A 24781-nucleotide genomic window follows, 5' to 3' on the forward strand; every position below is an offset into this window, starting at 1 on the left:
TTCCTAACATCAATACAATAATGATTGTTTTGTTACTTTTTTAAGACAAATTTGTCTTTGATGAATTCTAATAACAATGAGTGATTTTCGAGGGAGAGAAATTATGCAGGGTTCCGTTATTCGGCGTATGTATGCCGGCTTTGCGCTGATCATCATCATGTTTGTGGTGACTGTCGCTATCATGCTTCGTGGCATGAATCAAATTCACAGCAATTTTGAAAGTGTTTCAACCACTGCATTGCCTCTCGTCTCTCTCTCTAATCAGACGAGTGTTCAACTCTTGTCTGCCGATAAATCGTTTAAAGACTTTCTGACTACGCAAGATACTTCGCTCATGGACGGTATGCGTCAAGAGTTTGCTCAGTCTAAACAGCGCTTTCAATCTGTTTTGGCGGAACTGAGTCAAGCCAGTGTGAATCATCCCGAACTGGCGCAGCCAATCACGGAATTAAAGCAACTCGAAACCCGCTATTTTAGTGAAGCTGACCTTGCTATGGATAACTATCAAGCCATGTTTGCCGCTCAAGCTTCCGTACAGAAGTCGACTCGTGAGTTTCAACGCCTTCACTCAGAATTGAGTGTTGGGATGAAAGAGTTTGTCGATGACAACGACAGCATTTCTGTCAAAGTGATGGCCAAAAGCTACTTCATCAAATTAAAAGATGCGGAAGTGATCACTTCTGACGCCTTAGCCAGCTCAGATGTCGCCTTTGTAGAAAAAGCGGTCAATCAAAACAAAAAGGCGGTCACCCATCTAAACTACGCGTACCGTGGCCTCACCACGCAGATGCCGCAGTTGAAAGAGCGTTTTGATGAGCCAGTCGCGAAATTCACCCAAGATATCGGCCAAAAAGGCGGCGTGCTGGATCAGCACAATGAATATCTGCAAGCTCGCGCTGCGCTTTATAACAATATTGCCAACCTCGCCAGTGAAGTGGACAAAGCGATGACCATTTTAGGCGCGTTTAACCAAACGGCGACCGATGACCTGAACCAATCCCTTGCTGAAGCCGGTTCAGTTTACCAACAAGGTGCGATTAAAGCGGTAGTAATTGGTATTGCCGTGGTTCTGTTAGCTACTGCGATTGGTTACCACATAGCACACAGTGTTCGTGAACCCGTAACTCGGATCCTCAAAACCTTAGAAAGCCTCACCCAAGGTAATATGACGCAACGAATTGAGATTCGCTACAACAACGAATTCAGCCGCCTGAGCCGTCACATCAATAGTCTTGCCGATAACCTGCACGACATTTTAGTCAAACTCAACAGTGCCTCTGATGATTTGACCGCGACAGCATCGACAAACCAAACGACCTCACTGAGTGCACAAAATAAGCTCAACAGTCAACGTGAACAGACCTCTAGCGTCGCAGCCGCAATGACGGAAATGGCTCACTCGGTGCAAGAAGTCGCCAATAGTGCACAGAATTCACTGGGTATGGTGCAACAAGTCGAAACCGCATCAGAGTCAGGTCGCCAAATCATGAGCACCAACATCAGCACAATCCGTCAGCTTGAAACGCGCTTAATCGAGTCAGTTGAAGCGGTCGGTGATTTACGCAAGATGAGCAGCCAAATCGGCTCTATCTTGGATGTCATCCGCAACATTGCTGAGCAAACGAACCTTTTAGCTCTTAATGCAGCGATTGAAGCAGCACGTGCGGGAGAACAAGGCCGCGGCTTTGCGGTGGTGGCGGATGAAGTGCGCGTTCTTGCGCAGCGCACAACGCAATCGACCTCAGAAATCGAATCGATGATCAGTAATCTGCAATCCAGCTCTTCATTAGCCAGTAAGGTTATTGAGAGCTGTATGCAAGATATGGAACTCTCTGTCGAACAAGCTTCCCATGCCAACAGTGCCATGGAGGAAATTCAAGCATTGATCATCGAAATCAGCCATATGAGTACGCATATCTCCCAAGCGGCGGGTGAGCAAAACGAAACCACCACCTCGATCGCCCGCAGCATCGAAGATATCAACCATATCTCAGATGAAAGCTACCAAGCGATGTCGCAAATTGCGCAAACCAGTGCGAATTTGACCGCACTCGCCAACCAACAGAGTGAGTTAGTCCATAGGTTTAAACTCTAATCAGATGAACGGCTAGCACTCTTGCTAGGCACTCTTCCTGTCAATTTTTCCACAAAGAGCGACTTTTCATCAGAGTCGCTCTTGTTTTTTCAACGCCTCATCGTTATATGAGTAACAAGCTTGCGCCACTTTTCCCTCCACTCATGCAAGCAAATCATGAGGACACTTTATGGCTATTCACGTAGGGATTATCGACCAGGATCCGGTTCGCTTAGTGACACCGCTGCTCGATAATCGAACCGTTAGCCGCCACATTATTTTTATTGGCGACCATACCCAAACACTAATTTATCAACGCCTTAGCGACGTTTTAAACAAGCGTAATATCTCAACAGACTTCTTTGAAATTCCCGCCGGCTCAAACACCTCCGCCATCAAAAGTGCGATTCGAGAACTTGCCGAAACACTTAAAGCGCGTGGTGAAGAGGTCAAATTCAACGCCAGTTGTGGGTTACGCCACCGATTGCTGTCAGCATACGAAGTGTTCCGCACCTATCACTGGCCAATTTTTGTCGTAGAGCCCAATAGTGACTGCTTATGCTGGCTGTATCCTGAAGGCAATAACGATACTCAAGTTCAAGACCGCATCACCATTGCCGACTACCTCACCATTTTTGGTGCGCGTGGCGAATTCAATGAGCATCAACTCTCTCCACAATTAGATCAGCAGTTGTATCAGTTGGGTGAACGCTGGGCGAGTAATGCATTGGAATTAGGCCCAGGCCTCGCCACCCTCAATTACCTCGCCACCACTTGCAGAAAAGAGCAGAAGCTGGATGTGGAATTATCTGACAAGCAGCAAGGCTATCGCGAATTAAATATGCTGCTCAGTGATCTCGTTGAGGCCAAGATTGCCAGTTATGAAAACGGCATTCTCACGTTCATAAACGAAGAGGCTCGCCGCTTTGCTAATGGAGAATGGCTAGAAACCTTAGTTCACAGCACTGTAAAACAGATCCAAGATGACATGCCAACCATTCAAGATCGCTCGCTCAATGTACAAGTCTATCGCCAGCTTGGAGAGAAAGAAGTACGTAACGAGTTGGATGTCGCGACCGTGGTAAACAATAAGCTACACATTATTGAGTGTAAAACCAAAGGGATGCGTGATGACGGTGACGATACTCTATACAAACTCGAATCACTGCGCGATCTTCTCGGTGGCCTACAGGCCCGAGCAATGTTGGTCAGCTTCCGCCCTCTGCGCCATAACGATATTACGCGGGCTGAAGACTTGGGGCTGGCACTGATTGGCCCAGATGAGCTGAAAGATTTGAAAACCCATTTAACCCAATGGTTCAAAGCCGCGGGGGGAAATTAAGTCAATCTCTATACCCAAACAACTTGGAGTTGCAGGTAGGCGGCAAGTGAGTTCATCCCCATGAACATAGAGAGACTATGTGATTGGGGCGAACGAACGTAGCCAACACCCCTGCAGCTTCAAGTCGAAAGGGTGTAACTATCATCACTAAACTCAAGGGATTGAGATTAATTTGAATAGTTAAAAGCCCGCATGACAATGCGGGCTTCTTTAACAAAAACGAACAGTGCTAGATTAGCAATCGTCTTCAGTAAAATTGGACGGCAGCGTCAATTTCATCTGATTCCAGATGTGTCCGCTAGCAATACCATACTGACGAATAACCTGAGGCAAATGCTCACGCTCACCGCTTTGGCATACAGCTAACAGCTGACGGTAGAATTCCATGGCCAATTCACGCGCTTGAGGATTGGAAAAATAGTAACTTCCCACACGGTCATACAGCTTTTTCAACCCGTTAAAAATCAAACCGTAAATCTGGTTACCAGAATGGAAAGCGAGACGCTGGAATAGCATGTAATCGTAGAAATTAAATGTTTTCGCGATCAAGATTTCCTGCCTTTTGAGCTCATCTTTTTCGCTGTCTTCTTTCACGTGCTGCTGGATTTTTTCCGCATACGGAGAAGCTGCGATAAACGCATCCCAAGAAGGAGCCTTAACCAAAGCTTCGCAGGACTCAATCACATTGATCATGATCCGCTCTGCGCTCTCTTTATTTAGCTTAAAAGCGTAACGCATGAAAATGGGACTGATATTGGTTCTTGCAGCTAGTAAGTCTTCAACAATGCTGGTGGCATTCTCTGCATCAAGAGTCATCAAGGTATCTAGAATATGCAAACCTGACGTTTCCATAAACTGATTCACTTTGGTGGGTTTACCGTGTTGAATCGTGAGCCAACCATCACGCGCTAAACGCTGTAACACTTCACGTAGAGTGGTACGCGTAACACCGATCAATTCAGAAAGCTCACGCTCTGCAGGTAAGATGGAACCTGGCGGAAAGCGGCCGTTCCAAATACTTTCAATAATATACTTCTCAGCGAAACCGGCTGGGCTTTTTGCCTTAATGACCATTAATGACTAATCCAATACTTGTTTTATTTGGGTCGAATGGCACTCATCATACCACTAGTTGGTGTACGTCGAAAACCAAGCATCGATAAACTTGTCACAAAGAAATCATAGTGCAATTACTCTAATTTAACTTGGGCGAATCATTGTGAACATTTTGCTTATAAGATGACTGGTAAACACTTTTCTTTTCATCGACTACATAAAACACCTGAAATTAAATGGACACAGCTCACACTCTCCTGTTTCTAATTAGCAAAATAAACTTACTCGAAAGAGGTATTTCTTTGGAGTAAAGATGTATTAAATTCAATTTCACCTAACTCACGGCTTCTAAATGAATTTTTCGTCAACTTTGTGTTATGCTTACACCACTTAGATCGCGTTTTTTAACGAAAGTTTAGTAACTTTTTAGCATCATGATATTTGTTGTTGACTATTGTGTAACGACAAGTAGAGTTGCGGTCGAAGTATGGAGTGCTTGTTTTTCTCAGGGAGTGACTTAGCCGGAATTGAATCGGTGACCAACCTTATTTTCTTGCTAAATCACTGTTGAAAAGATTTTGTCTACACACTGAGTCTAATGCTTTGGTGAAAGCAGGTACGACACAAAGTCTATCTATAACAACAGTTAAAGAGTAATCATCATGCCGATGTCCCTCGGAAACGCGTTTATCAAGAATTTCCTTGGTAAAGCGCCTGATTGGTATAAAGTTGCCATCATTGCTTTTCTCATTATTAACCCAATAGTGTTCTTCTTTATTAATCCCTTCCTCGCGGGTTGGCTATTAGTGGTTGAGTTTATCTTTACTCTGGCCATGGCACTGAAATGCTATCCTCTACAGCCCGGTGGTTTACTTGCGATTGAAGCGATTGCGATTGGGATGACAAGTCCGGGACAAGTTAAGCATGAACTGGTTGCCAATATCGAGGTATTGCTACTGTTGGTGTTTATGGTGGCAGGCATCTATTTTATGAAGCAGCTGCTGCTGTTTATTTTCACTAAAATTTTGCTTGGCATTCGCTCTAAAGTTCTCCTTTCTATAGCCTTTAGCGTTACTGCAGCCTTTCTTTCTGCCTTCCTAGATGCACTAACAGTCATTGCGGTTATCATCAGTGTTGCTGTGGGTTTCTACTCGATTTATCACAAGGTCGCTTCGGGGCAAAGTGTTCATTCTTCTCACGATCACACCCATGATGAAGGTATTTCAGAATTAACTCGTGATGACTTAGAAAACTATCGCGCGTTTTTACGCTCGCTGCTCATGCACGCTGGTGTGGGTACGGCGCTAGGTGGCGTGACCACCATGGTAGGAGAACCTCAAAACCTGATCATTGCTGACCAAGCAGGCTGGCAATTTGGTGAGTTCTTACTCCGCATGGCCCCCGTTACTGTGCCCGTATTTATTGCCGGTATGCTGACCTGCATGCTGGTTGAGAAATTCCGCATTTTTGGCTATGGCGCTCGTCTTCCTGCCAATGTTCGTCAAATTCTGCTCGATTTTGACTCTGAAGAACGCAAAAACCGCACGAATCAAGACGTTGCCAAATTGTGGGTACAGGGTGCTATTGCAGTTTGGTTGATCGTCGGTTTGGCTCTCCACTTAGCAGCAGTTGGTTTGATTGGCTTGTCGGTGATTATCTTAGCTACGGCGTTTACTGGTGTGATTGAAGAGCATTCGCTGGGTAAAGCGTTTGAAGAAGCACTGCCGTTTACCGCATTGCTGGCTGTGTTCTTCTCGATTGTTGCGGTTATTATCGACCAAGAGTTGTTCAAACCCGTGATTGATGCGGTATTAAATGTCGAAGATCACGGCACTCAACTCGCACTGTTTTACGTGGCGAACGGTTTGCTTTCAATGGTGTCAGATAATGTATTCGTAGGGACGGTTTACATCACGGAAGTAAAAACTGCGCTGACTGAAGGTATGATCTCACGTGACCAGTTTGACTTATTAGCGGTCGCCATCAATACCGGCACCAACTTACCTTCAGTAGCCACACCGAACGGTCAAGCGGCATTCTTGTTCTTACTTACGTCAGCTTTGGCGCCACTAATCCGTCTATCTTACGGACGCATGGTTATCATGGCGTTTCCTTATACTCTAGTGCTTTCATTCGTTGGTTTTATTGGCATCATGTTCTTACTGGAACCCATGACTGAAGTATTCTACAGCCTAGGTTGGATCAGCCATCATGTGGCTCCAGCAGCGGATGCGTTGCTACCAAGTGGCCACTAAATTTCAATTGCACCTGAAACTAATCCAAGATACAAAGCTCTGAGTATTCAGAGCTTTTCTTTTTAACAAGGATCTATCTGTGCGTATATTATCCTCCCTTAAAACCTTCTCTCAGTCGCGGTTATCTTGGCTGTTGCTGCTGGCATTTGTGGTTTTCTTTACTTTGTGTGCCATGTATTTTCAACACGTGATGCTACTGGCACCTTGTGTCATGTGCATCTATGAGCGTATCGCTATGCTGGGTATTGGTGTCGCTGCCTTGATTGGTGTAATTGCACCACAAAACCCTATCGTACGTTGGCTCGGTTTTGCTGCTTGGGGTGCCAGCAGCTACAAAGGTTTGATGCTGGCTATCGAGCATGTGAACTACCAGTTTAACCCTTCGCCTTTTGCTACTTGCGATCTGTTTGTCACCTTCCCGGCTTGGGCTCCGCTCAACCAATGGGCTCCCAATCTGTTTGAAGCGTATGGTGATTGTAGTAAGGTTGTGTGGCAATTTTTGACGCTATCTATGCCGCAGTGGCTCGTCGTTATTTTCGCGGCAAACTTGCTCGCGTTAGCGATTTTTGTCATTGCACAACTGGCTAAAACCTCCCGTTAAGCCAATCGCATCGCTCAATCCGGCTGATAAAAAAGGCGCTTAAAGCGCCTTTTTTACTTTTGTTGTTTCTGCTGTTTAATCTCGTATAGGTGCAGGAGCCAATACATCACGATTACCGTTATGTCCTGGTGCACTTACAATACCTTGAGCTTCAAGCTGTTCGACAATACGTGCAGCGCGGTTATAACCAATCTTAAACCGCCGTTGTACCCCAGAAACCGAGCCTCTGCGCGTTTCGACAACGTGCTCAACCACTTGATCAAACAGTGGGTCGAGCTCTTCATCTGATTCAGACTGCTCTCCAGGCAATAAGGCTTCTGGACCGTGATCACCTTGGATAATCTCACTGATGTAATTCGGCTTGCCCCTAGCCTTCCAGTTATTGACCACGGCATGTACATCGTCATCCGAAGCAAATGCACCATGTACGCGAATCGTATGGCTGGAGCCTGCGGGTAAATAGAGCATATCGCCCATACCAAGGAGTGATTCTGCGCCGCTTTGATCCAAAATCGTCCGAGAGTCTGTTTTCGTGGAGACGGTAAAGGCAACGCGGGTCGGAATGTTGGCTTTAATCAGACCCGTAATCACATCCACAGATGGGCGCTGCGTAGCCAAAATCAAGTGGATACCCGCCGCACGGGCTTTTTGTGCCAAACGCGCAATCAGCTCTTCGACTTTTTTACCCACGACCATCATCAGGTCAGCAAATTCATCGACCACGACCACAATATAAGGCAGTTTTTCTAATAGTGGCGGCTCACTCGCCATGCTATCTCCGTCTTTCCAAAGAGGATCGTAGATAGGATGTCCGGCTTCAGCAGCCATACGCAGTTTATCGTTAAAGCCTTTGATATTACGTACACCAAGTACCGACATCAGCTTATAACGACGCTCCATTTCTCCGACACACCAGCGCAGCGCGTTAGAGGCATCTTTCATGTCGGTCACCACTTCCGCTAACAGATGAGGAATACCTTCATACACGGAAAGCTCCAACATTTTCGGGTCAATCATGATGAAGCGGACATCTTCTGGGGAAGCCTTATATAACATGCTAAGGATCATCACGTTGACCCCAACCGACTTACCCGAACCAGTGGTACCCGCCACCAACACATGAGGCATTTTAGACAGATCCGCTACCACGGCATCGCCGGCGATATCTTGGCCAAGCACCACAGTCGTCGGTGACTTCGACTCTTTAAATTGAGGACTGGCAATCACATCGGATAGATACACGGTTTGACGTGACATGTTTGGTAGCTCAAGCCCCACATAGGGTTTACCGGGGATAACTTCCACGACACGCACAGCCATCGCCGAGAGTGAACGGGCTAAGTCCATCGACAGACTAGAAATCCGGCTCACTTTCACACCTGGTGCTAGATCCAACTCAAAGCGCGTGATCACAGGACCTGGGAAAATATCCACGACTTGGGCTTGGATCTTGTAATCAGCCAGTTTGGACTCAACCAAACGCGCGATCTCTTCTAAAGCTTCACGATCGATAAAGTTTTCACGCTTTTCCGGATGATAAAGCAGCTCTAACGTTGGCATTGGTTCTGTCGGTTTTGGCAGGTTTACTGACTTCTGCATCAAAAACGGGTTTTGTTGCGCTGCCGCATTCACTTGTGCTTGGGACACGATGTTTTGAAATGCCGCTACATCGCGATCGTCAGGCTCATCCTCGTCTTCCCAATCAGACTCTATTGCGGGCGAAACCATAACCGAAGTCATATCTTCGGATTCATCTTCATCATCTGACCAATTCAAGTTAACAATGCTGGGCTCAACCTCTTCATCTTCCACATCAATATTGAACGAGTGGTTAAAGTTTTCAGAGAGGCTCTCCTCTTCTTCATCCACCGTGATGGAAGTGGTCAAAATGGAATCGTCAACATCAGCAAGAGTGCTGGAGGTAAGAATGCTTGGCACTGCATCATCCTCGACAGCATAGTCATCGACTAGACGAGCTTGTTGCTCCAGTTCTTCTATCGTGGCATCCCATTGCTGAGTGCGCGCAGAGCTGACAGGCTCTACCTGTGTATTTTGAGCGGCTACGCGTGAGAAATGGGGGGCAAGTTCGCGCTGCCTTGGCGGCTCTGGTTTCAACTCGACTTTAGGCTCCACTTGGGGCTCAAAATGAATGTCAGGTACGTCACGCTCTTCTGGCATATGAATATTAAAGCGACGTAAGCTCGGGGCTGGCTCATCAATCTCAGTATCCATTGGCGCAGAAAATGTAGGTTCTAGCTCTTCAACTGGCAGCTCAGGCTTCACCAACGCCGGTTTCACACGCTCCGCTTTTTCACCACGTAAACGGTTAAACAGTCCCACAAATGCGGCAATACTGCGTTCACCAATCCATTCCACAATCCGCAGCCAAGAGATCCCCGTCAACAAGGTGATGCCAGCCCCCCACAAAAAGAGCAACACAAGCGTTGTTCCAAGAATGTTCAAGGTCGGCAGTGCTAAGCTGGTCAACACATCGCCAATCACTCCACCTGATGAAAAATACCAAATGTCATCAAAGTTGATGTCGGCAAGACCACAACTGGTCAATAGCACTATGGTTAGACCAAGGAGTCGGGTGCCCCAAAGGGTGAAATCGATTTCGTCACCTTCATCACGTTTGCGTAACAGCACCCATGCTGCAAATGCAATAATAAAAGGCAATGGATAGGCTAAAGAGCCAAAAACGAAGAATAGGGTGTCTGCCAGCCAAGCACCCGCTAAACCAGCTGCATTGTGAATATCTGTCCCCCAAGCCGTTTGCGACCAAGACGGGTCAGCGGGGTTAAAACTAAACAGAGCAACGGCAAGGAATATCGAAAACAAGAAAGCTAAGATCAATCCGCTTTCTTTAAGACGTTGTGAGCCATTGAGTCGAGAAGAAGATGCCTCTTCACTCGTTTTAATAATGGTTTCGACTTTATTTTTGTTCTCTTTGAACATAAACCAACTTGACTATGATTAAGGCCATAATGCGCAACACTATACGCAGTTTCATGGCGGTGAAACAGTCCGAGCGGCCAACGCCGCTCGGTTTGTTTGGAGATTTAACCATATCAAGGGCAAAAACCCAATTCGCGAAAGTCAGAATGTGGAAAGATCTCCAACATTCGCTTTAAGTTAGCGAGTTTTAATCACTAATTGGTTGGTTTGCTTCACTTCTTCCATGACCACGTAAGTACGAGTGTCATTGACTCCCGGCAAACGGAGCAAGGTATCACCTAACAAACGGCGATAAGCACCCATATCCGATACACGGGTTTTTAGCAGATAGTCAAAATCACCAGAAACTAGGTGACACTCTTGAATATCATCCAACTTTTGTACCGCGGCATTAAACTGTTCAAATACATCGGGCGCGCCACGATTTAACGTAATTTCAACAAATACCAACAGTGACGCATCCAAATACTGAGGGTTCAATAATGCGGTATAACCAGTAATAAACCCTTGGCGTTCTAGACGACGAACACGCTCAAGACATGGTGTAGGTGAAAGCCCTACACGCTTTGATAACTCTACGTTTGAAATTCGACCGTCTTTTTGCAATTCATTCAATATATTGCGATCTATACGGTCTAAGTCCTTAGACGGCTTCTTATAACTATCCACCATTTTTTATTCCACCTTATTACTTCCTTGCAAAAAAATATACTACAACTTCTTAATATTTAGCATCAAATTTTTCACACTAGTAACTATACTAGCCACAAATTCGATAGAACAACCCTACATATAGTCAATACAACCAAATTAATCTAAGGAGTTAGGATGATCATTGGCGTTCCTAAAGAAATCAAGAACCACGAATATCGTGTGGGCATGATTCCAGCTAGCGTGCGGGAACTTGTCTCACACGGACACCAAGTTTACGTAGAAACAAATGCCGGATCCGGCATCGGCTTTTCAGACGATGATTACATCGCTGTAGGCGCATCCATTCTTCCTACCGCTGCAGACGTCTTCGCGAAAGCAGAGATGATTGTAAAGGTTAAAGAACCTCAAGCTACCGAGCGAGCCATGCTCAAAGAGGGGCAAATTTTATTTACTTATTTGCACCTAGCTCCAGATTTTCCACAAACTGAAGAGCTAATCAAGAGCAAAGCCGTCTGCATAGCCTATGAGACTGTAACAGATAATATGGGTCGCTTACCACTACTGGCACCTATGTCTGAAGTCGCAGGCCGGATGTCCATTCAGGCTGGTGCTCAGACATTAGAAAAATCGCGTGGCGGCAGTGGCTTATTACTCGGTGGCGTCCCCGGTGTTGCTCCTGCAAAAGTCGTGGTACTCGGCGGCGGCGTAGTCGGCGCTAACGCAGCCCGTATGGCTATTGGCCTACGAGCTGATGTCACTATCCTAGATCGCAACATCGATACCCTACGTAAACTCGATGAAGAGTTTCAAGGCCGAGCCAACGTTGTGTATTCCACCGCAGATGCCATCGAAAAATACGTATTAGAAGCCGACTTAGTGATCGGTGCCGTTCTTATCCCTGGTGCTGCTGCACCGAAACTGGTCACTCAGCAACACATCAAACGCATGAAACCCGGTTCAGCCGTAGTTGATGTCGCGATCGACCAAGGGGGCTGCTTCGAAACCTCTCACCCTACCACTCACGCAGAGCCCACTTATATTGTTGATGATGTGGTGCACTACTGTGTAGCCAACATGCCCGGTGCTGTGGCGCGCACTTCTACCTTTGCTCTTAATAACGCCACGCTACCATATATCGTTAAACTCGCCAATAAAGGCTACCAAAAAGCCCTACTGGAAGATGCAGGATTTTTAAAAGGCCTCAACGTAATTCACGGAAAAGTGACTTACAAAGAGGTTGCAGAAAACTTTGGCCTCGATTATATCGACCCCGCCAAAGCGATTGCGATGTTTAATTAATGATTCAGAGAGCCGATATTATCGGCTCTCGCCTCTTCAGTTCAGCGCCAAGCATTGACCACTAAATTACGCGGTGTTGCTTTACGATCGCAAAACTCACTCACCCTGACTTGATAGCCCTGATCCTGCAAATAGAGCGCTTTATCCAACACTAGCCAAAGCTCTAGCAGCCGTCGAAAGCCGTCTTGAACTAAACTTATCCGTTCCATCTGCCAGAATCGCTGATGACCTAAACTTTCAAAATGAGCAAAATCGACGTGAGTGAAATCCATAGCGATATTTTTCTCTTGTACCGCCCATTGGCAAAATTCGGCAAACCCTTGGCTGAGTTTTGATTTCTGAATGCTCGGGATAGGTATATAACCCGCTTGATGACCCACTTGACTCACCAGAGCATCAAATCCCAACCGATAAGCCATCTCTAGCTGTCGTTGCCGTCTAATCCTTTCCCCTCCGGTCACGGTTTCTTGCAGTGGCAGTCGAAGTTCTCGACGGGTCAATTGCAAATCTGACTGAGCCGCCACTTTCGACATCGCGTGATATTCGTTATCTCGAATCAAATGGTAGCAGCAGGGAGAAAAGCTAATCGCTGCGGCATGCGAAGAGGTGGCGTAATGCAACATCTTTACGTGTAAGTCACCACACGCATGTAAGGCAACAGCATGGGTACTGGAGTTAAACAGGGCCGCAGAACGCTCATCAAATGCATCCCCCTGCACAAACTGCATAGGGAGTTGCAGCGCATCGGCTTCTTGTTGTCCAGAGCAGCAAAGCTGGGCTTGATACTCAAAACTGACCACTGGTTGCTGAGTCACCCCCGCCAAAATACGCCCCAAGTAACCTTTTCCAGCACACCACTCTAACCACTGAGTGCCTTGATGGTGCGCAACAAGCACTTTACTGATCGCTTCTATTTGTTGCCATTTACGTCCGGGGATCCCTTTATCAAAAAACTTTGGTAATGGGAGTGAAAGCAAGGAAGAGTCTGAAATATCGAATGCGAGTTTCATCTCCTTTAACCGAGGAAAAAAGCCAGATAAGACGGAAGAGAGTTTCTCTGGCTCGGTTTTGTACTCCACGACCTCATCCCGACTAAGAGCATAGAGCCAAGCCGTTAACTCGGGATACGCATCCCCCCAAGGCAACGCCGATAAACGGCAAGCATGAAAAGCCTCATAACGCCAAAAAGGTTGGGTTTGAGTTAAGAATGAATCGAGTTGTATGAATAGAGCTTGCATGCTTCCTCCTATCGGTGAGCCATTCTAGGAGGAAGCACAATGAAGTGAAAGTAAAAGCGCGTTAACGCACAGGCAGATCAATGTCCTTAAACATTTCTGCTATTTCAATATTCGATTTCAAAGAGATGGCTTGCTCCACTACTGGACGGGTAAGATGCGGAGCAAAGCGCTCCATAAAATCAAACATATAAGAGCGAAGGAAAGTACCACGGCGAAAGCCAATACTGGTCGTGCTAGCGCTGAAAATATGGCTTGCATCAATCGCCACTAGATCCGTGTCCTGCTTTTTGTCTACCGCCATGCTAGCGATTACACCGACACCGATACCCATACGGACATACGTTTTGATCACATCCGCATCGGTGGCAGTAAAGACCACTTTAGGTGCCATGCCTACTCGATTGAATGCGCTATCAAGCTCTGAACGTCCAGTAAAGCCGAAAACATAGGTCACTAATGGATAAGCCGCTAAATCTTCTATAGTCACCTGCTCTTTCTTGGTCAGTGGGTGATCTTTAGGCACCACTATCGAGCGATTCCAGTGATAACAAGGCAACATGATCGCATCTTGGTACAAATGCAAAGCTTCCGTCGCAATCGCAAAATTTGCCGTACCTTTGGCAATCGCTTCTGACATTTGGGTTGGCGTGCCTTGATGCATGTGCAAAGAAACTCTTGGATAACGCTTAGTAAAACCTTTAATCACCTCTGGCAGAGCATAGCGGGCTTGGGTATGGGTAGTAGAAATATTCAGCGTGCCCATTTCTGGATGGGTATGCTCGGCGGCAACTGCTTTGATGCTTTCGACTCGCGATAAAATTTCCGTCGCAATTCGCACTATATGCTCGCCCGCAGGCGTTACTTGCGTTAAATGCTTGCCACTTCGTTCAAAAATTTGAATTCCAAGCTCATCTTCTAACAGCCTGACTTGTTTACTGATCCCCGGCTGAGAGGTATATAGGTTTTCTGCGGTCGCAGAGACATTCAAATTATGATTGACCACTTCCACAATGTACTTTAACTGCTGCAGTTTCATGTTTTTCCCATAATCCTTTGCGGTGTTTTGCCACAGACACACATATTTTATAATTATTAGTTATAACGCTTCAGAGCGACAATTCCTAGCCTTTATCGATAGAAGCGTGAAGTGAATATTCAGCGTCTTGCTTATTCGGTGGAAAATTTGCCACGCAACGCTCAAACTCATCTTGGGAAAGCGGTTTTTGCTTGATAAAACAGGAATAATCAAAAGAGTAAATTGTCGGGATCACAACGAGCGTGTATCCTTAATCGTTAGCCATTGAAAACTGAAGATACGGATTTTATGAATATAGGTTTAATCATTGCTCTGGTGGCCATTTTGCTCATTTTGGTTCTTGGCTACAACATCATGTTGCAATATCGGGTGAAAGTCGAAAGCGCCAAGAAACAGGAATCATCACGCTATGTGGCGATTATTGATGCAACTGAAGATTTAATCGGCAATGCTCACCATTTGCCATTCAGTAAAGAGCTTTTAGTCTGCTTGAATAACCGCATTCTAGATTCACTACAAAGTATGTATGACCTTGACCCTAAAAATAAACAACTGGCTCAACGTATCGAAAATATGAAGGGACAAATCAACCACCTACAAAATAGCCATCCAGGTGGTGAAAGTACTTCATTTAAAGTACCTAGCAGTGATAAGCAAGCCATCATCATGCTAAAGTTGGTTAAACGCCTGCGTGACACCATTCGCAGCGAGCACAATAAAGGTCGGTTTGAAACCCAAGCCTATGTGGCAGAAAATGCTCGCTTAGAGACTATTCAGATTCGTATTAATATTGAAAATGTAATCAAACGTGCGAATGATTCGATTGTACGTGGTCAGCCTGGTACCGCAATTCAGTTGTTACGAAAAGGGATCGATGTGCTGGCATCAAAGAATGATAGTTATTCCAACCAAGCCCGTGAAAAACTACAAACCATGTATGATGACCTTGAGCAGAAACGCCAAAATAAAAGTGCTTCTGACTTACAACAGAGTGAAGTTAATGAGCGTAAAAGTGATATGGATGCGCTCTTCGGCGAGAAGAAAAAGTGGTAAGATACCACGCGACAATGACTTGATTAACTTCAGGCCGCTTATGCGGCCTTTTTCTTAAATAGTGCCCATGATTCATCCATCTACTATCCAACAACTTTTAGAACCGATTAACCATTTCTTGCTATGCCCGACCCCTGACGAATGGGTTGAAGAAGCGCGCAAACCTGAAAACCTACGTATTTTATTGTTAGACCATTTGTTATGTGAGCTGAAAGCTGGTCAATCCGCCATGTTTCTAATTCGTAAGTACGCGGTTGATAAGGAGAGTGAACTTTCGCTATTGGATTGGTTTAAACCTTATGAAGACTTCGCGTATCGAAAAATTGGAGATATCCACTCGCTTAAAGGCAAAAGCCAAATATCCAAAGCGATCATTGCCAAATCGGATTCTCCTTATAGCCAAGATTTGATCGATAAAATGGTATTGCTGATCAAAGAAGAGCTACACCATTTCTATCAAGTGTTGGAAATTATGCAAGCACGCAATGTGGAGTATGAGCCTATTCCGGCTAGCCGTTATGCCAAAGGCCTTCTAGCCCATATGAAGACCCATGAGCCACAGACATTGATTGATAAGTTGATAGTAGGCGCTTACATTGAAGCTCGCTCTTGTGAGCGCTTTGCCAAACTAGCACCATACTTAGATGACGAGATAGCCAAATTCTATGTTTCTCTGCTTCGCTCTGAAGCTCGTCATTATCAAGACTACTTACAGCTTGCTGAACAAATTGCGGGCTACGATATCTCTGAGCGTGTTGCGTATTTTGGCCAAGTCGAAGCGGAGTTAATTTCCACTCCCGATAGCGATTTCAAGTTTCACAGTGGTATTCCTAGATAGCCTTTTTAAAAAGCCCAGTACTGTGACTGGGCTTAAGTTTATCCAATCTAGTAAAGCTAGACTAAAGAGCAGTTTATCTCTTCCAGAACCACTTCAGGATGTGCGGCTTGGGTGATAGGACGACCGATCACGAGATAATCGGAACCAGAGGCAATGGCTTGGGCTGGAGTCATAATACGGCGTTGATCGCCTTGCTCTGAACCCGCTGGACGAATTCCTGGCGTCACCAGTTTGAATTCACGCCCTAAATTCTGCTTCAATAGTGATGCTTCTTGTGCAGAGCACACCACACCATCAAGACCCGCATTTTTAGTGAGCGTTGCTAATCGCAGCACATGATCTTGTGGTGCACTCAGGATGCCAATACCTTGTAAATCGGTAGATTCCATACTGGTCAATACAGTGACACCAATCAGCAGTGGGCGATCCTTACCATACGGTTCCAGAATCTCACGTGATGCTGCCATCATTCGTTCGCCACCACTGGCGTGCACATTCACCATCCAAACCCCAAGCTCAGCGGCAGCTTTCACTGCTTTTGAGCAGGTATTGGGGATATCGTGAAATTTCAGATCCAGAAACACAGAAAAACCACGTTTATGCAGCTCACGGACAAAATCAGGACCGAATAGAGTAAACATCTCTTTACCCACTTTGAGTCGACATGTGCTTGGGTCAATTTTGTCCACAAACGCGAGCGCATCCGCCAGATTGTCATAGTCCAGTGCAACAATCACTTTTGGGTCGTTCATCGTTTCTCCTATCTGTATATCGAGTTAAAAAAAAGCAGCCATAAATAGCTGCATCATGCTTCTGATTTTTTAATTACTCACCATCTAAACCTCTGATTGGCTTGATTGAGCCCCAGTTTTTACATGATGGGCAATGCCAATAGAGTGAATGGGTCGAAAAGCCACATTTACGGCAACGGTAGTGGGGTTTTACTTTAAGCTGCTCCCCCACTAAGCGTTGTAACGTAGAGAGACTGGCTTTGGCTCTACCCTCTTCTGCTTCAGCAATATGGTAATCAATCAACCGGTAAAAGCCTTTCATCGTAGGATTTTTAACCAGCTGACGAGTTAAAATCTCTTGTGCAGCGGCAATACCTTCATGCTGTGCAACCAGCTGAGCGAGCATTAATTCTGCCGATACCCCAGCTTTATTGGCAATACAGCGACGTAAGAAGGTTATCAAGTCTTGCTCTCGGCCCAAATGGTGGTAACACTCAGCCAACGTATTGAGCACTTCACCGATAAAATCAATATCTTGCTCAAGAACCATCTCTAGATGGTCGATAGTCTTCTGATAGTCTTCGTTTTGCAGGTAGAGTTTGCCGAGTGAAATGGTTGCACGTACACATTTTGGATCTTCTTGTAATGCTTTTTTAAACAGTTGAATCGCTTTGTTATCGTTACCGTCCGCCTTTTCAAGCATGGCCAGCTCGCAGTAGAAATGCGCAATATTCACCTTCATACGTTTGCGGCCAAGCTTAACCAAAGCGGTCGCACACTCAATCGCTTTGTGCCACTCACGAGTCTGTTGATAAATTGCCGTGAGCTGCTGGAGTGCGGATTCACGATGCTCAGGCTCATCAATCAGTTGTTCAAATATTTTCTCAGCACGATCAAGAAAACCGGACACCATGTAGTCCTTAGCTAACTGCTGCAGGGCCAAGTTTTTTTGGTCGATGGTCAAACCAGAACGAGAAATAAGGTTTTGGTGAATACGAATAGCGCGATCCACTTCGCCACGAGAACGGAAAAGGTTGCCAAGTGCCAGATGGGTATCAATGGTTTCATTATCGACTTGTAATAATTCGATAAAGTGATCAACTGCTTTATCCGATTGATCGGAGAGTAAGAGGTTCAAGCCCGTCACATATTGACGCGAAATGTGGTGTGATTGTTTCTGTTTATCTTGCTGGGCGCTACGATGCCCCATGTACCAGCCGTAGGCAGCAGCGATTGGTAATAACAGGAACAGTATTTCTAACATCGAAGACAGCCTTATCCGCTATGTACTTTCGTTTCTGGTACGGATTGCTGACTGGCCAATTTTAACTGTTTGGTAAGTTTGCGAATTCTCAGTTGCGATTTGAAGTGCATTCCACCGAAGATAACCGTTGCACAAGCAAAGCCGACAATAAAAACCGTACCCAGTAAGGTCGATAAATGAAACTCACCTTGCGCTAGTAAGTAGTTAAATACCACAAGCGACTGGTTTTGCGAGCCTAATGCTAATGCGATTAAGAAAAGAGCGAGTACGGCGACCATCTTTATAATTTTCATAAGTCATTACCTTTTCACAAATTGGCACACCGATTATGCAGGAAAATGGCGCCACAAACCACGGCTAATAGTCACGCTGATATAAAAAAGCGGCACGCTAGATTAGCATGCCGCTCGTGTGAACAAAGTTTAGCCAGATTACAAGTTAACGCGTTCGCGTAGCTCTTTGCCTGGTTTAAAATGCGGGACGTACTTACCTTCCAACTCAACCTTATCGCCAGTCTTAGGATTACGCCCAACACGAGGCTCACGATAGTGTAAGGAAAAGCTACCGAAACCACGAATCTCGATGCGCTCACCCGCTTCTAACGTAGAGGCCATATGCTCAAGGATATTTTTTACCGCATCTTCGATCTCTTTCGCAGACAAGTGCGTTTGTTCGGCACAGAGTCTTTCTATCAGTTCGGACTTAGTCATAGTTTCCCTCTTCGAGTTGTTACCACTCAATTATAGTCAGTAATATCAATTCCAACAAACACTTGATTTACATTGTAGAAAAAGAACTCGACGTCGAGCGAGATCTTACATTGGATTTGTTGTTCTATTTCTAAGAGTGGACGTTATGAGACTCTTTGGCAACTTCTTATACTTAATCTTAGGTAGCGATCATAAGATTACAAACAATCACCATCACTAAAAGCGGTGGTTTAGAGATGACAACAAAAAAGGAGCCTTGCGGCTCCTTTTGTCTATTAGCGTTTGGCTATTATTCGCCTTTCGCCGCTTTGAAAGCGTCAGCCATAGCATTACCGAACGCAGCTTCATCTTGCTTGTTCAGAGTTGCCATTACTTCTTGCTCTTCAGCTTCATCTTTCGCTTTGATAGACAGGTTGATTACGCGGTTTTTACGGTCAACACCAGTAAATTTCGCTTCAACTTTGTCACCAACGTTCAGGATCAGTGATGCATCTTCGATACGATCACGTGATACTTCAGAAGCGCGGATGTAACCTTCAACACCGTCTTCCAGTTCGATGGTTGCGCCTTTCGCGTCAACTGCAGTAACAGTACCGTTAACCAGAGCACCTTTCTTGTTGTCTGCAACATAAGCGTTGAATGGATCGTTCTCCATTTGCTTGATGCCCAGAGAAATACGCTCACGCTCAGCGTCTACTGCTAGAACTACTGCAGAGATTTCGTCGCCTTTCTTGAATTCACGAACTGCTTCTTCTCCTGGTACGTTCCAAGAGATGTCAGACAGATGAACCAGACCGTCGATACCGCCTTCTAGACCGATGAAGATACCAAAGTCAGTGATAGACTTGATCTTACCAGTTACTTTGTCGCCTTTAGCTTGCGCTTCAGCGAATGATTGCCATGGGTTAGCTTTACACTGTTTCAGGCCTAGAGAGATACGACGACGCTCTTCGTCGATATCCAGAACCATAACCTCAACTTCGTCGCCAACATTAACAACTTTAGATGGGTGGATGTTCTTGTTCGTCCAGTCCATTTCAGAAACGTGTACTAGACCTTCAACGCCTTCTTCGATTTCAACGAAGCAGCCGTAGTCAGTCAGGTTAGTTACACGGCCAGACAGTTTGTGACCTTCTGGGTAACGCTTAGCGATTGCTACCCATGGATCTTCGCCTAGCTGTTTCAGACCTAGAGATACGCGAGTACGATCACGATCGAACTTCAGTACTTTAACTAGGATCTCGTCACCAACGTTAACGATTTCTGATGGATGCTTAACGCGCTTCCAAGCCATATCAGTGATGTGTAGCAGACCGTCAACGCCGCCCAGATCAACGAACGCACCGTAGTCAGTCAGGTTCTTAACGATACCTTTAACTTCAGTACCTTCTTGCAGAGTTTCAAGCAATTCATCACGCTCTACGCTGCTTTCAGATTCGATAACTGCACGACGAGAAACAACAACGTTGTTACGCTTCTGGTCTAGCTTGATAACTTTGAACTCTAGCTCTTTGTTTTCTAGGTGAGCTGTGTCACGGATTGGACGTACGTCAACCAGAGAACCTGGCAGGAACGCACGGATGCCGTTCAGTTCAACAGTGAAACCGCCTTTCACTTTACCGTTAATGATACCGATAACAGTTGCAGCTTCTTCGTAAGCTTTTTCAAGTACGATCCAAGCTTCATGGCGCTTCGCTTTCTCACGAGAAAGTTGAGTTTCGCCGAAACCATCTTCAACCGCGTCCAGAGCTACGTCTACTTGAGAACCAACTTGAACTTCTAGTTCGCCAGCAGCGTTCTTGAATTGTTCAGCAGGAATAGCAGACTCAGACTTCAGGCCAGCATCAACCAGAACGTAGCCGTTCTCGATTGCTACTACAGTACCTTTAACGATAGTACCTTGTTGGAATTGGGTCTCGTTCAGAAACTCTTCAAAGAGTTGAGCAAAAGATTCAGTCATTTATTTAATCTTCAATAATTAAACGGCCACGGGTGTCCTACCACGTGGGGTTATTAAATTCGCCAGTCATCATCCTTGCGACCGACGTTCTTACCTAGCGTGAACCATTCACACTAGCTTAGATTCGATATATTGTAGCGCTTGTTCCAACACTTCATCGATAGTCAATGTGGTTGAATCAAGCACTAATGCGTCTTCGGCAGGACGTAATGGAGCAACAGCACGATTTCTGTCGCGATCGTCTCTTTCCTGAATTTCGCTTAAAAGGGCGTCAAATTTAACATCAAGCCCCTTCAGTTGCAACTGCTTGAAGCGTCTACGGGCTCTTTCTTCCGCACTCGCATCAAGGAAAATTTTTGCTTCCGCCGCTGAAAAAACCACAGTGCCCATATCACGGCCATCTGCAACTAATCCAATACCACTAGCAAACGCGCGTTGACGGCGCAGCAGCGCTTCACGTACCCGAGGTAATGCCGCGACTTTTGACGCAGCCATCCCCGTTTCTTCTTTACGCAGCTCGCGGGACACATCTTCACCTTCGAGAATCACTTTCACTAAGTCGCCTTCTGCGATGAACTGCACATCAAGATGCGTAGCAAGAGGAACCAGAGCGTCTTCAGATTCAAGATCAACGCCATGGTGAAGAGCAGCTAATGCCAACACGCGATAAATCGCGCCAGAATCCAATAGCTGAAAACCGAGTTTTTTAGCCAACAACATGCACAATGTGCCTTTACCTGCACCGCTAGGTCCATCAACGGTAACCACTGGCGTATGAGAAGACATGTATTTCTCCACTTTTTTGTTTTTAGGCGATTGGAATCGTCACGCCCGCGTTTTCGGCGAAGAATTATAAGTGCAAAGGCTCTCTGGTGCTAGGCAAGAGTCCTGATTAACCATAAAAAGGCTACTGAGTTAAAAAATTAACTCGGCCGTAGCCGAGTTATTCCAAGTGATATTATTACGGCTTACAACAAGATCCTCGTGGCGTTGTTGCGCACCGTAGCTTCACCAATCCCTTTTACATTCGTCAAATCATCGATATGAGAAAAAGGACCGTTGGCTTCTCGATAATCGACAATCGCCTGAGCTTTCTTAAGCCCGATACCTTTGAGTAACGTCGCCAGTTCTTCTGCCGAGGCGGTGTTAATGTTGACGGTGATAACAATACCTTCTTCTACCTGTGCAGCAGATGCCGTTTGTTCGGCATTGGCCAGTAACGGTAATGTCGGCAGACAGAGAGAAAGAAGTAATGTCACTACTTTAGTTTTGATTTGCATGATAGACCCTCATTTTGGTTGTAGAGGGTTTATGATAGCGAGGGTAAAAATGATGGAAATTTCGACATTTTATAAATAGAACGGGCTACTGCTGTAGCCCGTTTCTTTAAACATATCAATTACATTAAGAATGATTATTCTGTCGCAATGTGATACTCAATATCGGTATTTTGACGCAACACACTGATCACACCCGCCAGATCTTGCTGAGAACCGATACGTGCTAACTGTGTAGCGATCTGTTCGTGATAAGCTGGTGTCAGTTTACTTTCCACTTTGCTCAACTCAATCACAACGATATTGCCGTCAAAATCTTTCGCTTGGGCATAAACCTTCTCGCCCTCTTGTGGTTTCACCATGGCGTAAACCGTATTGGCAAGCGGCGAGCTACGATCGATCATTTGTAATTCGCCAAAAGAAACGCCTTTTTCTGCTAGCAGATCCGTTTCACCCGCTTTCAATGCAGTCACAAGCTGATTGCCCAATTCAAGTGCTTGCTGTTCACCTTTCATACGAGATAGCTGCTCAACCACTTGCGCTTTGACTTCATCGAGTGGCAGCAAAGTTTCTGGACGAAACTCTTCAACACGAACCACCACCACATGCTCCGGAGCCACTTCAATCACCTCAGAGTTGAGACCATCTTCTTTCACTTCTGGTGACTTCAACGCTTGTAATACCGCAGGAGTGCTTAACACTGAAGGTACTTGCTCAACTGAGATAAAATCAGTGTGCACAACCGTTGCTGAGATAGCCTTGGCTGCTTTATCCAGAGAGTCTGATTGTTCGAATGCCATCTTTTCGAGTTCGCTCTGCTTAGCATAGAAACTATCTAGGGCTTGCTGATCAATCAGTTCTTGTTTGATCTCCTGTTCAACTTCACTGTAAGGTTTCACTACTGGCGCTTTGATGTCGTCTAAGCGAATGATGTGATAACCGAAATCCGATTTGACTAGGCCCGAAACTTGGCCATTTTCAGTCAATGCAAATGCTGCCGCTTCAAAGGCTGGGTCCATAGTGTCAGGTTCAATCCAACCCAGTGAGCCGCCCTCTGCTGCACTACCGATATCTTGTGATTTTTCTTTCGCTAAAGTCGCAAAATCAGCACCAGCATTCAGTTCATCCAAAATCGCTTGCGCTTTTTGCTCATCATTACCTTCAATAAGGATATGGCTCACATTGCGCTGTTCTGCGGTAGAGTACTTATCCAAATGTTCTTGGTAATATTGCTGTGCTGCCGCATCATCAATGGTCACTTGAGCTTTCAGTCCATCAGCAGAGAGCTCAACATAAGAGACTTTTACCTGCTCAGGGCGAGTAAAACGCTCGGTGTTAGCTTTGTAGTACTGATCGATCTCTTCATCGCTCAACGTCACTTTTTTTGCAAAGTCTTGTAGAGATAAGGTGATCGTACGAATATCACGCGTCTGAGAAATCAATTCATCTTGCAAGTTTACTTCACCAGAAAGGCTGAATTCACTTCCTTGCAAAGCACTCATCAATTGGTTACGCACCAAATCTTTGCGTAAATATTCAGCATACATTTCAGGAGTGAATCCTGCGCGACGCAGAGTCGCTTGGTAAGCCGCAGGGTCAAATACACCTTGAGATTGAAATTGTGGAACGTCTAAGATCAATTGACGAACTTGTTCATCGCTCACACGTAGCCCTAGTGACGCCGCATGTTGCTCTAAGAGCAAGTCGTTAACCATACGATCCAATACTGACTTGCGGAAAGAGGCAACATAGGCCGGATCCGCCAGCAAGTTTGAAAAATAATCGCCCAGTTGAGCTTGCATACGGTTACGTTCGTTTTGATAGGCTTGCTCAAAATCACCACGACTGATTTCCGCATTGCCGACTTTAGCGGCCGCGTTATTACCGCCGCTGATCAGGTAGTTACCTACACCAGCAAAAATGAAAGACAGGATGATTAATCCAAGGATAATTTTAACCGCGATGCTGTTCACGCCTTCGCGTAATCGATCCATCATAGTGCTACTACTCTCCGGGGTTGATATCAGGCACGTAAGCCCAAAATGAATGGCGCGATAATATCAGAAAAAGAAATGCGCATCAGTAGGATGCGCATAATTTCAAAAGGTTCGAATTTATTTTGCAGAAAAGTGCAAAATCTTCATTCAAATTAGTTGCAAGCGTCTTTCAGAGCTTTACCTGCTTTGAATGAAGGCACTTTCGCTTCAGAGATTTTGATCTCTTCGCCAGTTTTTGGATTACGACCAGTACGCGCTGCGCGAGTACGTACGCTGAACGTGCCAAAACCAACCAGTGCCACTTGGTCACCAGATTGTAGTGTGCCGCTGACGGCTTCGATGAATGCGTCAAGAGCGCGACCCGCAGAGGCTTTAGAAATATCTGCGTTCGCTGCAATTTGTTCTACTAGTTGTGTCTTATTCACTGTGATTCCCCTT

At 45.6% G+C, this 24781-nt stretch carries 21 protein-coding genes; 7 read left to right on the top strand and 14 right to left on the bottom strand.

Annotated features, from left to right (window positions below):
- The first annotated feature begins 103 nt into the window (after positions 1-103).
- On the top strand, positions 104-2095 hold the full coding sequence (locus R4537_RS13585) for a methyl-accepting chemotaxis protein (RefSeq protein WP_071178455.1): 1992 nt from the start codon (positions 104-106) through the stop codon (positions 2093-2095).
- A gap of 169 nt (positions 2096-2264) precedes the next feature.
- Complete coding sequence (locus R4537_RS13590; protein WP_071178456.1) at positions 2265-3416, top strand: DUF1887 family protein; 1152 nt, start codon at positions 2265-2267, stop codon at positions 3414-3416.
- A 234-nt stretch (positions 3417-3650) separates the two neighbouring features.
- Here the strand turns inward: R4537_RS13590 and fadR are convergent, their stop codons facing one another.
- On the bottom strand, positions 3651-4490 hold the full coding sequence (gene fadR, locus R4537_RS13595; protein WP_000234819.1) for a fatty acid metabolism transcriptional regulator FadR: 840 nt from the start codon (positions 4488-4490) through the stop codon (positions 3651-3653).
- A gap of 644 nt (positions 4491-5134) precedes the next feature.
- Here fadR and nhaB point away from each other — a divergent pair.
- Positions 5135-6727, top strand: coding sequence for a Na(+)/H(+) antiporter NhaB (nhaB, locus tag R4537_RS13600; protein ID WP_071178457.1), 1593 nt, complete (start codon positions 5135-5137; stop codon positions 6725-6727).
- Between the two features lie 79 nt (positions 6728-6806).
- Positions 6807-7328: a disulfide bond formation protein DsbB gene (dsbB, locus tag R4537_RS13605; RefSeq protein ID WP_071178458.1), complete on the top strand. Its 522-nt coding sequence runs from the start codon at positions 6807-6809 to the stop codon at positions 7326-7328.
- A 75-nt stretch (positions 7329-7403) separates the two neighbouring features.
- On the opposite strand, the gene ftsK is transcribed toward dsbB, so the two are convergent.
- Both ftsK and lrp read right to left on the bottom strand, forming a co-directional pair.
- On the bottom strand, positions 7404-10286 hold the full coding sequence (gene ftsK / locus R4537_RS13610) for a DNA translocase FtsK (protein ID WP_071178459.1): 2883 nt from the start codon (positions 10284-10286) through the stop codon (positions 7404-7406).
- A 177-nt stretch (positions 10287-10463) separates the two neighbouring features.
- Positions 10464-10958, bottom strand: coding sequence for a leucine-responsive transcriptional regulator Lrp (gene lrp, locus R4537_RS13615; protein WP_000228497.1), 495 nt, complete (start codon positions 10956-10958; stop codon positions 10464-10466).
- Positions 10959-11114: 156 nt separating this feature from the next.
- Between lrp and ald the strand changes: the two genes are divergently transcribed.
- The gene (ald, locus tag R4537_RS13620) at positions 11115-12239 is read left to right on the top strand and encodes an alanine dehydrogenase (RefSeq protein ID WP_000583513.1); all 1125 of its coding nucleotides are present in this window, start codon (positions 11115-11117) and stop codon (positions 12237-12239) included.
- Between the two features lie 41 nt (positions 12240-12280).
- Here the strand turns inward: ald and R4537_RS13625 are convergent, their stop codons facing one another.
- Both R4537_RS13625 and cysB read right to left on the bottom strand, forming a co-directional pair.
- Positions 12281-13477, bottom strand: a complete 1197-nt coding sequence (locus R4537_RS13625; RefSeq protein WP_071178460.1) for a methyltransferase — start codon at positions 13475-13477, stop codon at positions 12281-12283.
- A gap of 61 nt (positions 13478-13538) precedes the next feature.
- Entirely contained in the window at positions 13539-14513 is a 975-nt protein-coding gene (gene cysB / locus R4537_RS13630) for an HTH-type transcriptional regulator CysB (RefSeq protein WP_000776222.1), read from the bottom strand.
- A 288-nt stretch (positions 14514-14801) separates the two neighbouring features.
- On the opposite strand from cysB, the gene R4537_RS13635 reads away from it, so the two are divergent.
- Entirely contained in the window at positions 14802-15566 is a 765-nt protein-coding gene (locus R4537_RS13635; protein WP_001020615.1) for a hypothetical protein, read from the top strand.
- Between the two features lie 67 nt (positions 15567-15633).
- Complete coding sequence (miaE, locus tag R4537_RS13640) at positions 15634-16404, top strand: tRNA isopentenyl-2-thiomethyl-A-37 hydroxylase MiaE (protein WP_071178461.1); 771 nt, start codon at positions 15634-15636, stop codon at positions 16402-16404.
- A gap of 56 nt (positions 16405-16460) precedes the next feature.
- Here miaE and pyrF read toward each other — a convergent pair whose 3' ends face one another.
- From pyrF to R4537_RS13685, 9 genes are all read right to left on the bottom strand, one after another.
- Entirely contained in the window at positions 16461-17156 is a 696-nt protein-coding gene (gene pyrF / locus R4537_RS13645) for an orotidine-5'-phosphate decarboxylase (protein WP_000999560.1), read from the bottom strand.
- 73 nt (positions 17157-17229) lie between these two features.
- On the bottom strand, positions 17230-18399 hold the full coding sequence (lapB, locus tag R4537_RS13650) for a lipopolysaccharide assembly protein LapB (RefSeq protein ID WP_000889965.1): 1170 nt from the start codon (positions 18397-18399) through the stop codon (positions 17230-17232).
- Positions 18400-18410: 11 nt separating this feature from the next.
- Entirely contained in the window at positions 18411-18692 is a 282-nt protein-coding gene (locus tag R4537_RS13655; protein ID WP_071178462.1) for a LapA family protein, read from the bottom strand.
- Positions 18693-18830: 138 nt separating this feature from the next.
- Positions 18831-19109 (bottom strand): integration host factor subunit beta, encoded by a 279-nt coding sequence (gene ihfB, locus R4537_RS13660; protein ID WP_000167341.1) that lies wholly within the window; start codon positions 19107-19109, stop codon positions 18831-18833.
- Positions 19110-19398: 289 nt separating this feature from the next.
- Positions 19399-21069 carry a 30S ribosomal protein S1 gene (gene rpsA, locus R4537_RS13665; protein WP_000140316.1) on the bottom strand — a complete coding sequence of 557 codons (1671 nt, stop codon included), beginning with the start codon at positions 21067-21069 and terminating at the stop codon, positions 19399-19401.
- A gap of 108 nt (positions 21070-21177) precedes the next feature.
- On the bottom strand, positions 21178-21855 hold the full coding sequence (gene cmk, locus R4537_RS13670; protein WP_071178463.1) for a (d)CMP kinase: 678 nt from the start codon (positions 21853-21855) through the stop codon (positions 21178-21180).
- 182 nt (positions 21856-22037) lie between these two features.
- A complete protein-coding gene (locus R4537_RS13675; protein ID WP_071178464.1) occupies positions 22038-22349 on the bottom strand; it encodes a ComEA family DNA-binding protein in 312 nt (103 codons plus the stop codon).
- A 134-nt stretch (positions 22350-22483) separates the two neighbouring features.
- Entirely contained in the window at positions 22484-24343 is a 1860-nt protein-coding gene (ppiD, locus tag R4537_RS13680; protein ID WP_071178465.1) for a peptidylprolyl isomerase, read from the bottom strand.
- A gap of 152 nt (positions 24344-24495) precedes the next feature.
- Positions 24496-24768 carry an HU family DNA-binding protein gene (locus tag R4537_RS13685; RefSeq protein WP_071178466.1) on the bottom strand — a complete coding sequence of 91 codons (273 nt, stop codon included), beginning with the start codon at positions 24766-24768 and terminating at the stop codon, positions 24496-24498.
- Between the last annotated feature and the right edge of the window lie 13 nt (positions 24769-24781).

The organism is Vibrio paracholerae, assembly GCF_037672085.1.
Taxonomy (GTDB): domain Bacteria; phylum Pseudomonadota; class Gammaproteobacteria; order Enterobacterales; family Vibrionaceae; genus Vibrio; species Vibrio cholerae.

Bases quoted from the DNA above. Each gene is read 5' to 3' on its own strand.
- R4537_RS13585 (WP_071178455.1), top strand. From the start codon at position 104: ATGCAGGGTTCCGTTATTCGGCGTATGTATGCCGGCTTTGCGCTGATC.
- R4537_RS13590 (WP_071178456.1), top strand. From the start codon at position 2,265: ATGGCTATTCACGTAGGGATTATCGACCAGGATCCGGTTCGCTTAGTG.
- fadR (WP_000234819.1), bottom strand. From the start codon at position 4,490: ATGGTCATTAAGGCAAAAAGCCCAGCCGGTTTCGCTGAGAAGTATATT.
- nhaB (WP_071178457.1), top strand. From the start codon at position 5,135: ATGCCGATGTCCCTCGGAAACGCGTTTATCAAGAATTTCCTTGGTAAA.
- ftsK (WP_071178459.1), bottom strand. From the start codon at position 10,286: ATGTTCAAAGAGAACAAAAATAAAGTCGAAACCATTATTAAAACGAGT.
- lrp (WP_000228497.1), bottom strand. From the start codon at position 10,958: ATGGTGGATAGTTATAAGAAGCCGTCTAAGGACTTAGACCGTATAGAT.
- ald (WP_000583513.1), top strand. From the start codon at position 11,115: ATGATCATTGGCGTTCCTAAAGAAATCAAGAACCACGAATATCGTGTG.
- R4537_RS13625 (WP_071178460.1), bottom strand. From the start codon at position 13,477: ATGCAAGCTCTATTCATACAACTCGATTCATTCTTAACTCAAACCCAA.
- cysB (WP_000776222.1), bottom strand. From the start codon at position 14,513: ATGAAACTGCAGCAGTTAAAGTACATTGTGGAAGTGGTCAATCATAAT.
- R4537_RS13635 (WP_001020615.1), top strand. From the start codon at position 14,802: ATGAATATAGGTTTAATCATTGCTCTGGTGGCCATTTTGCTCATTTTG.
- miaE (WP_071178461.1), top strand. From the start codon at position 15,634: ATGATTCATCCATCTACTATCCAACAACTTTTAGAACCGATTAACCAT.
- pyrF (WP_000999560.1), bottom strand. From the start codon at position 17,156: ATGAACGACCCAAAAGTGATTGTTGCACTGGACTATGACAATCTGGCG.
- lapB (WP_000889965.1), bottom strand. From the start codon at position 18,399: ATGTTAGAAATACTGTTCCTGTTATTACCAATCGCTGCTGCCTACGGC.
- R4537_RS13655 (WP_071178462.1), bottom strand. From the start codon at position 18,692: ATGAAAATTATAAAGATGGTCGCCGTACTCGCTCTTTTCTTAATCGCA.
- ihfB (WP_000167341.1), bottom strand. From the start codon at position 19,109: ATGACTAAGTCCGAACTGATAGAAAGACTCTGTGCCGAACAAACGCAC.
- rpsA (WP_000140316.1), bottom strand. From the start codon at position 21,069: ATGACTGAATCTTTTGCTCAACTCTTTGAAGAGTTTCTGAACGAGACC.
- cmk (WP_071178463.1), bottom strand. From the start codon at position 21,855: ATGTCTTCTCATACGCCAGTGGTTACCGTTGATGGACCTAGCGGTGCA.
- R4537_RS13675 (WP_071178464.1), bottom strand. From the start codon at position 22,349: ATGCAAATCAAAACTAAAGTAGTGACATTACTTCTTTCTCTCTGTCTG.
- ppiD (WP_071178465.1), bottom strand. From the start codon at position 24,343: ATGATGGATCGATTACGCGAAGGCGTGAACAGCATCGCGGTTAAAATT.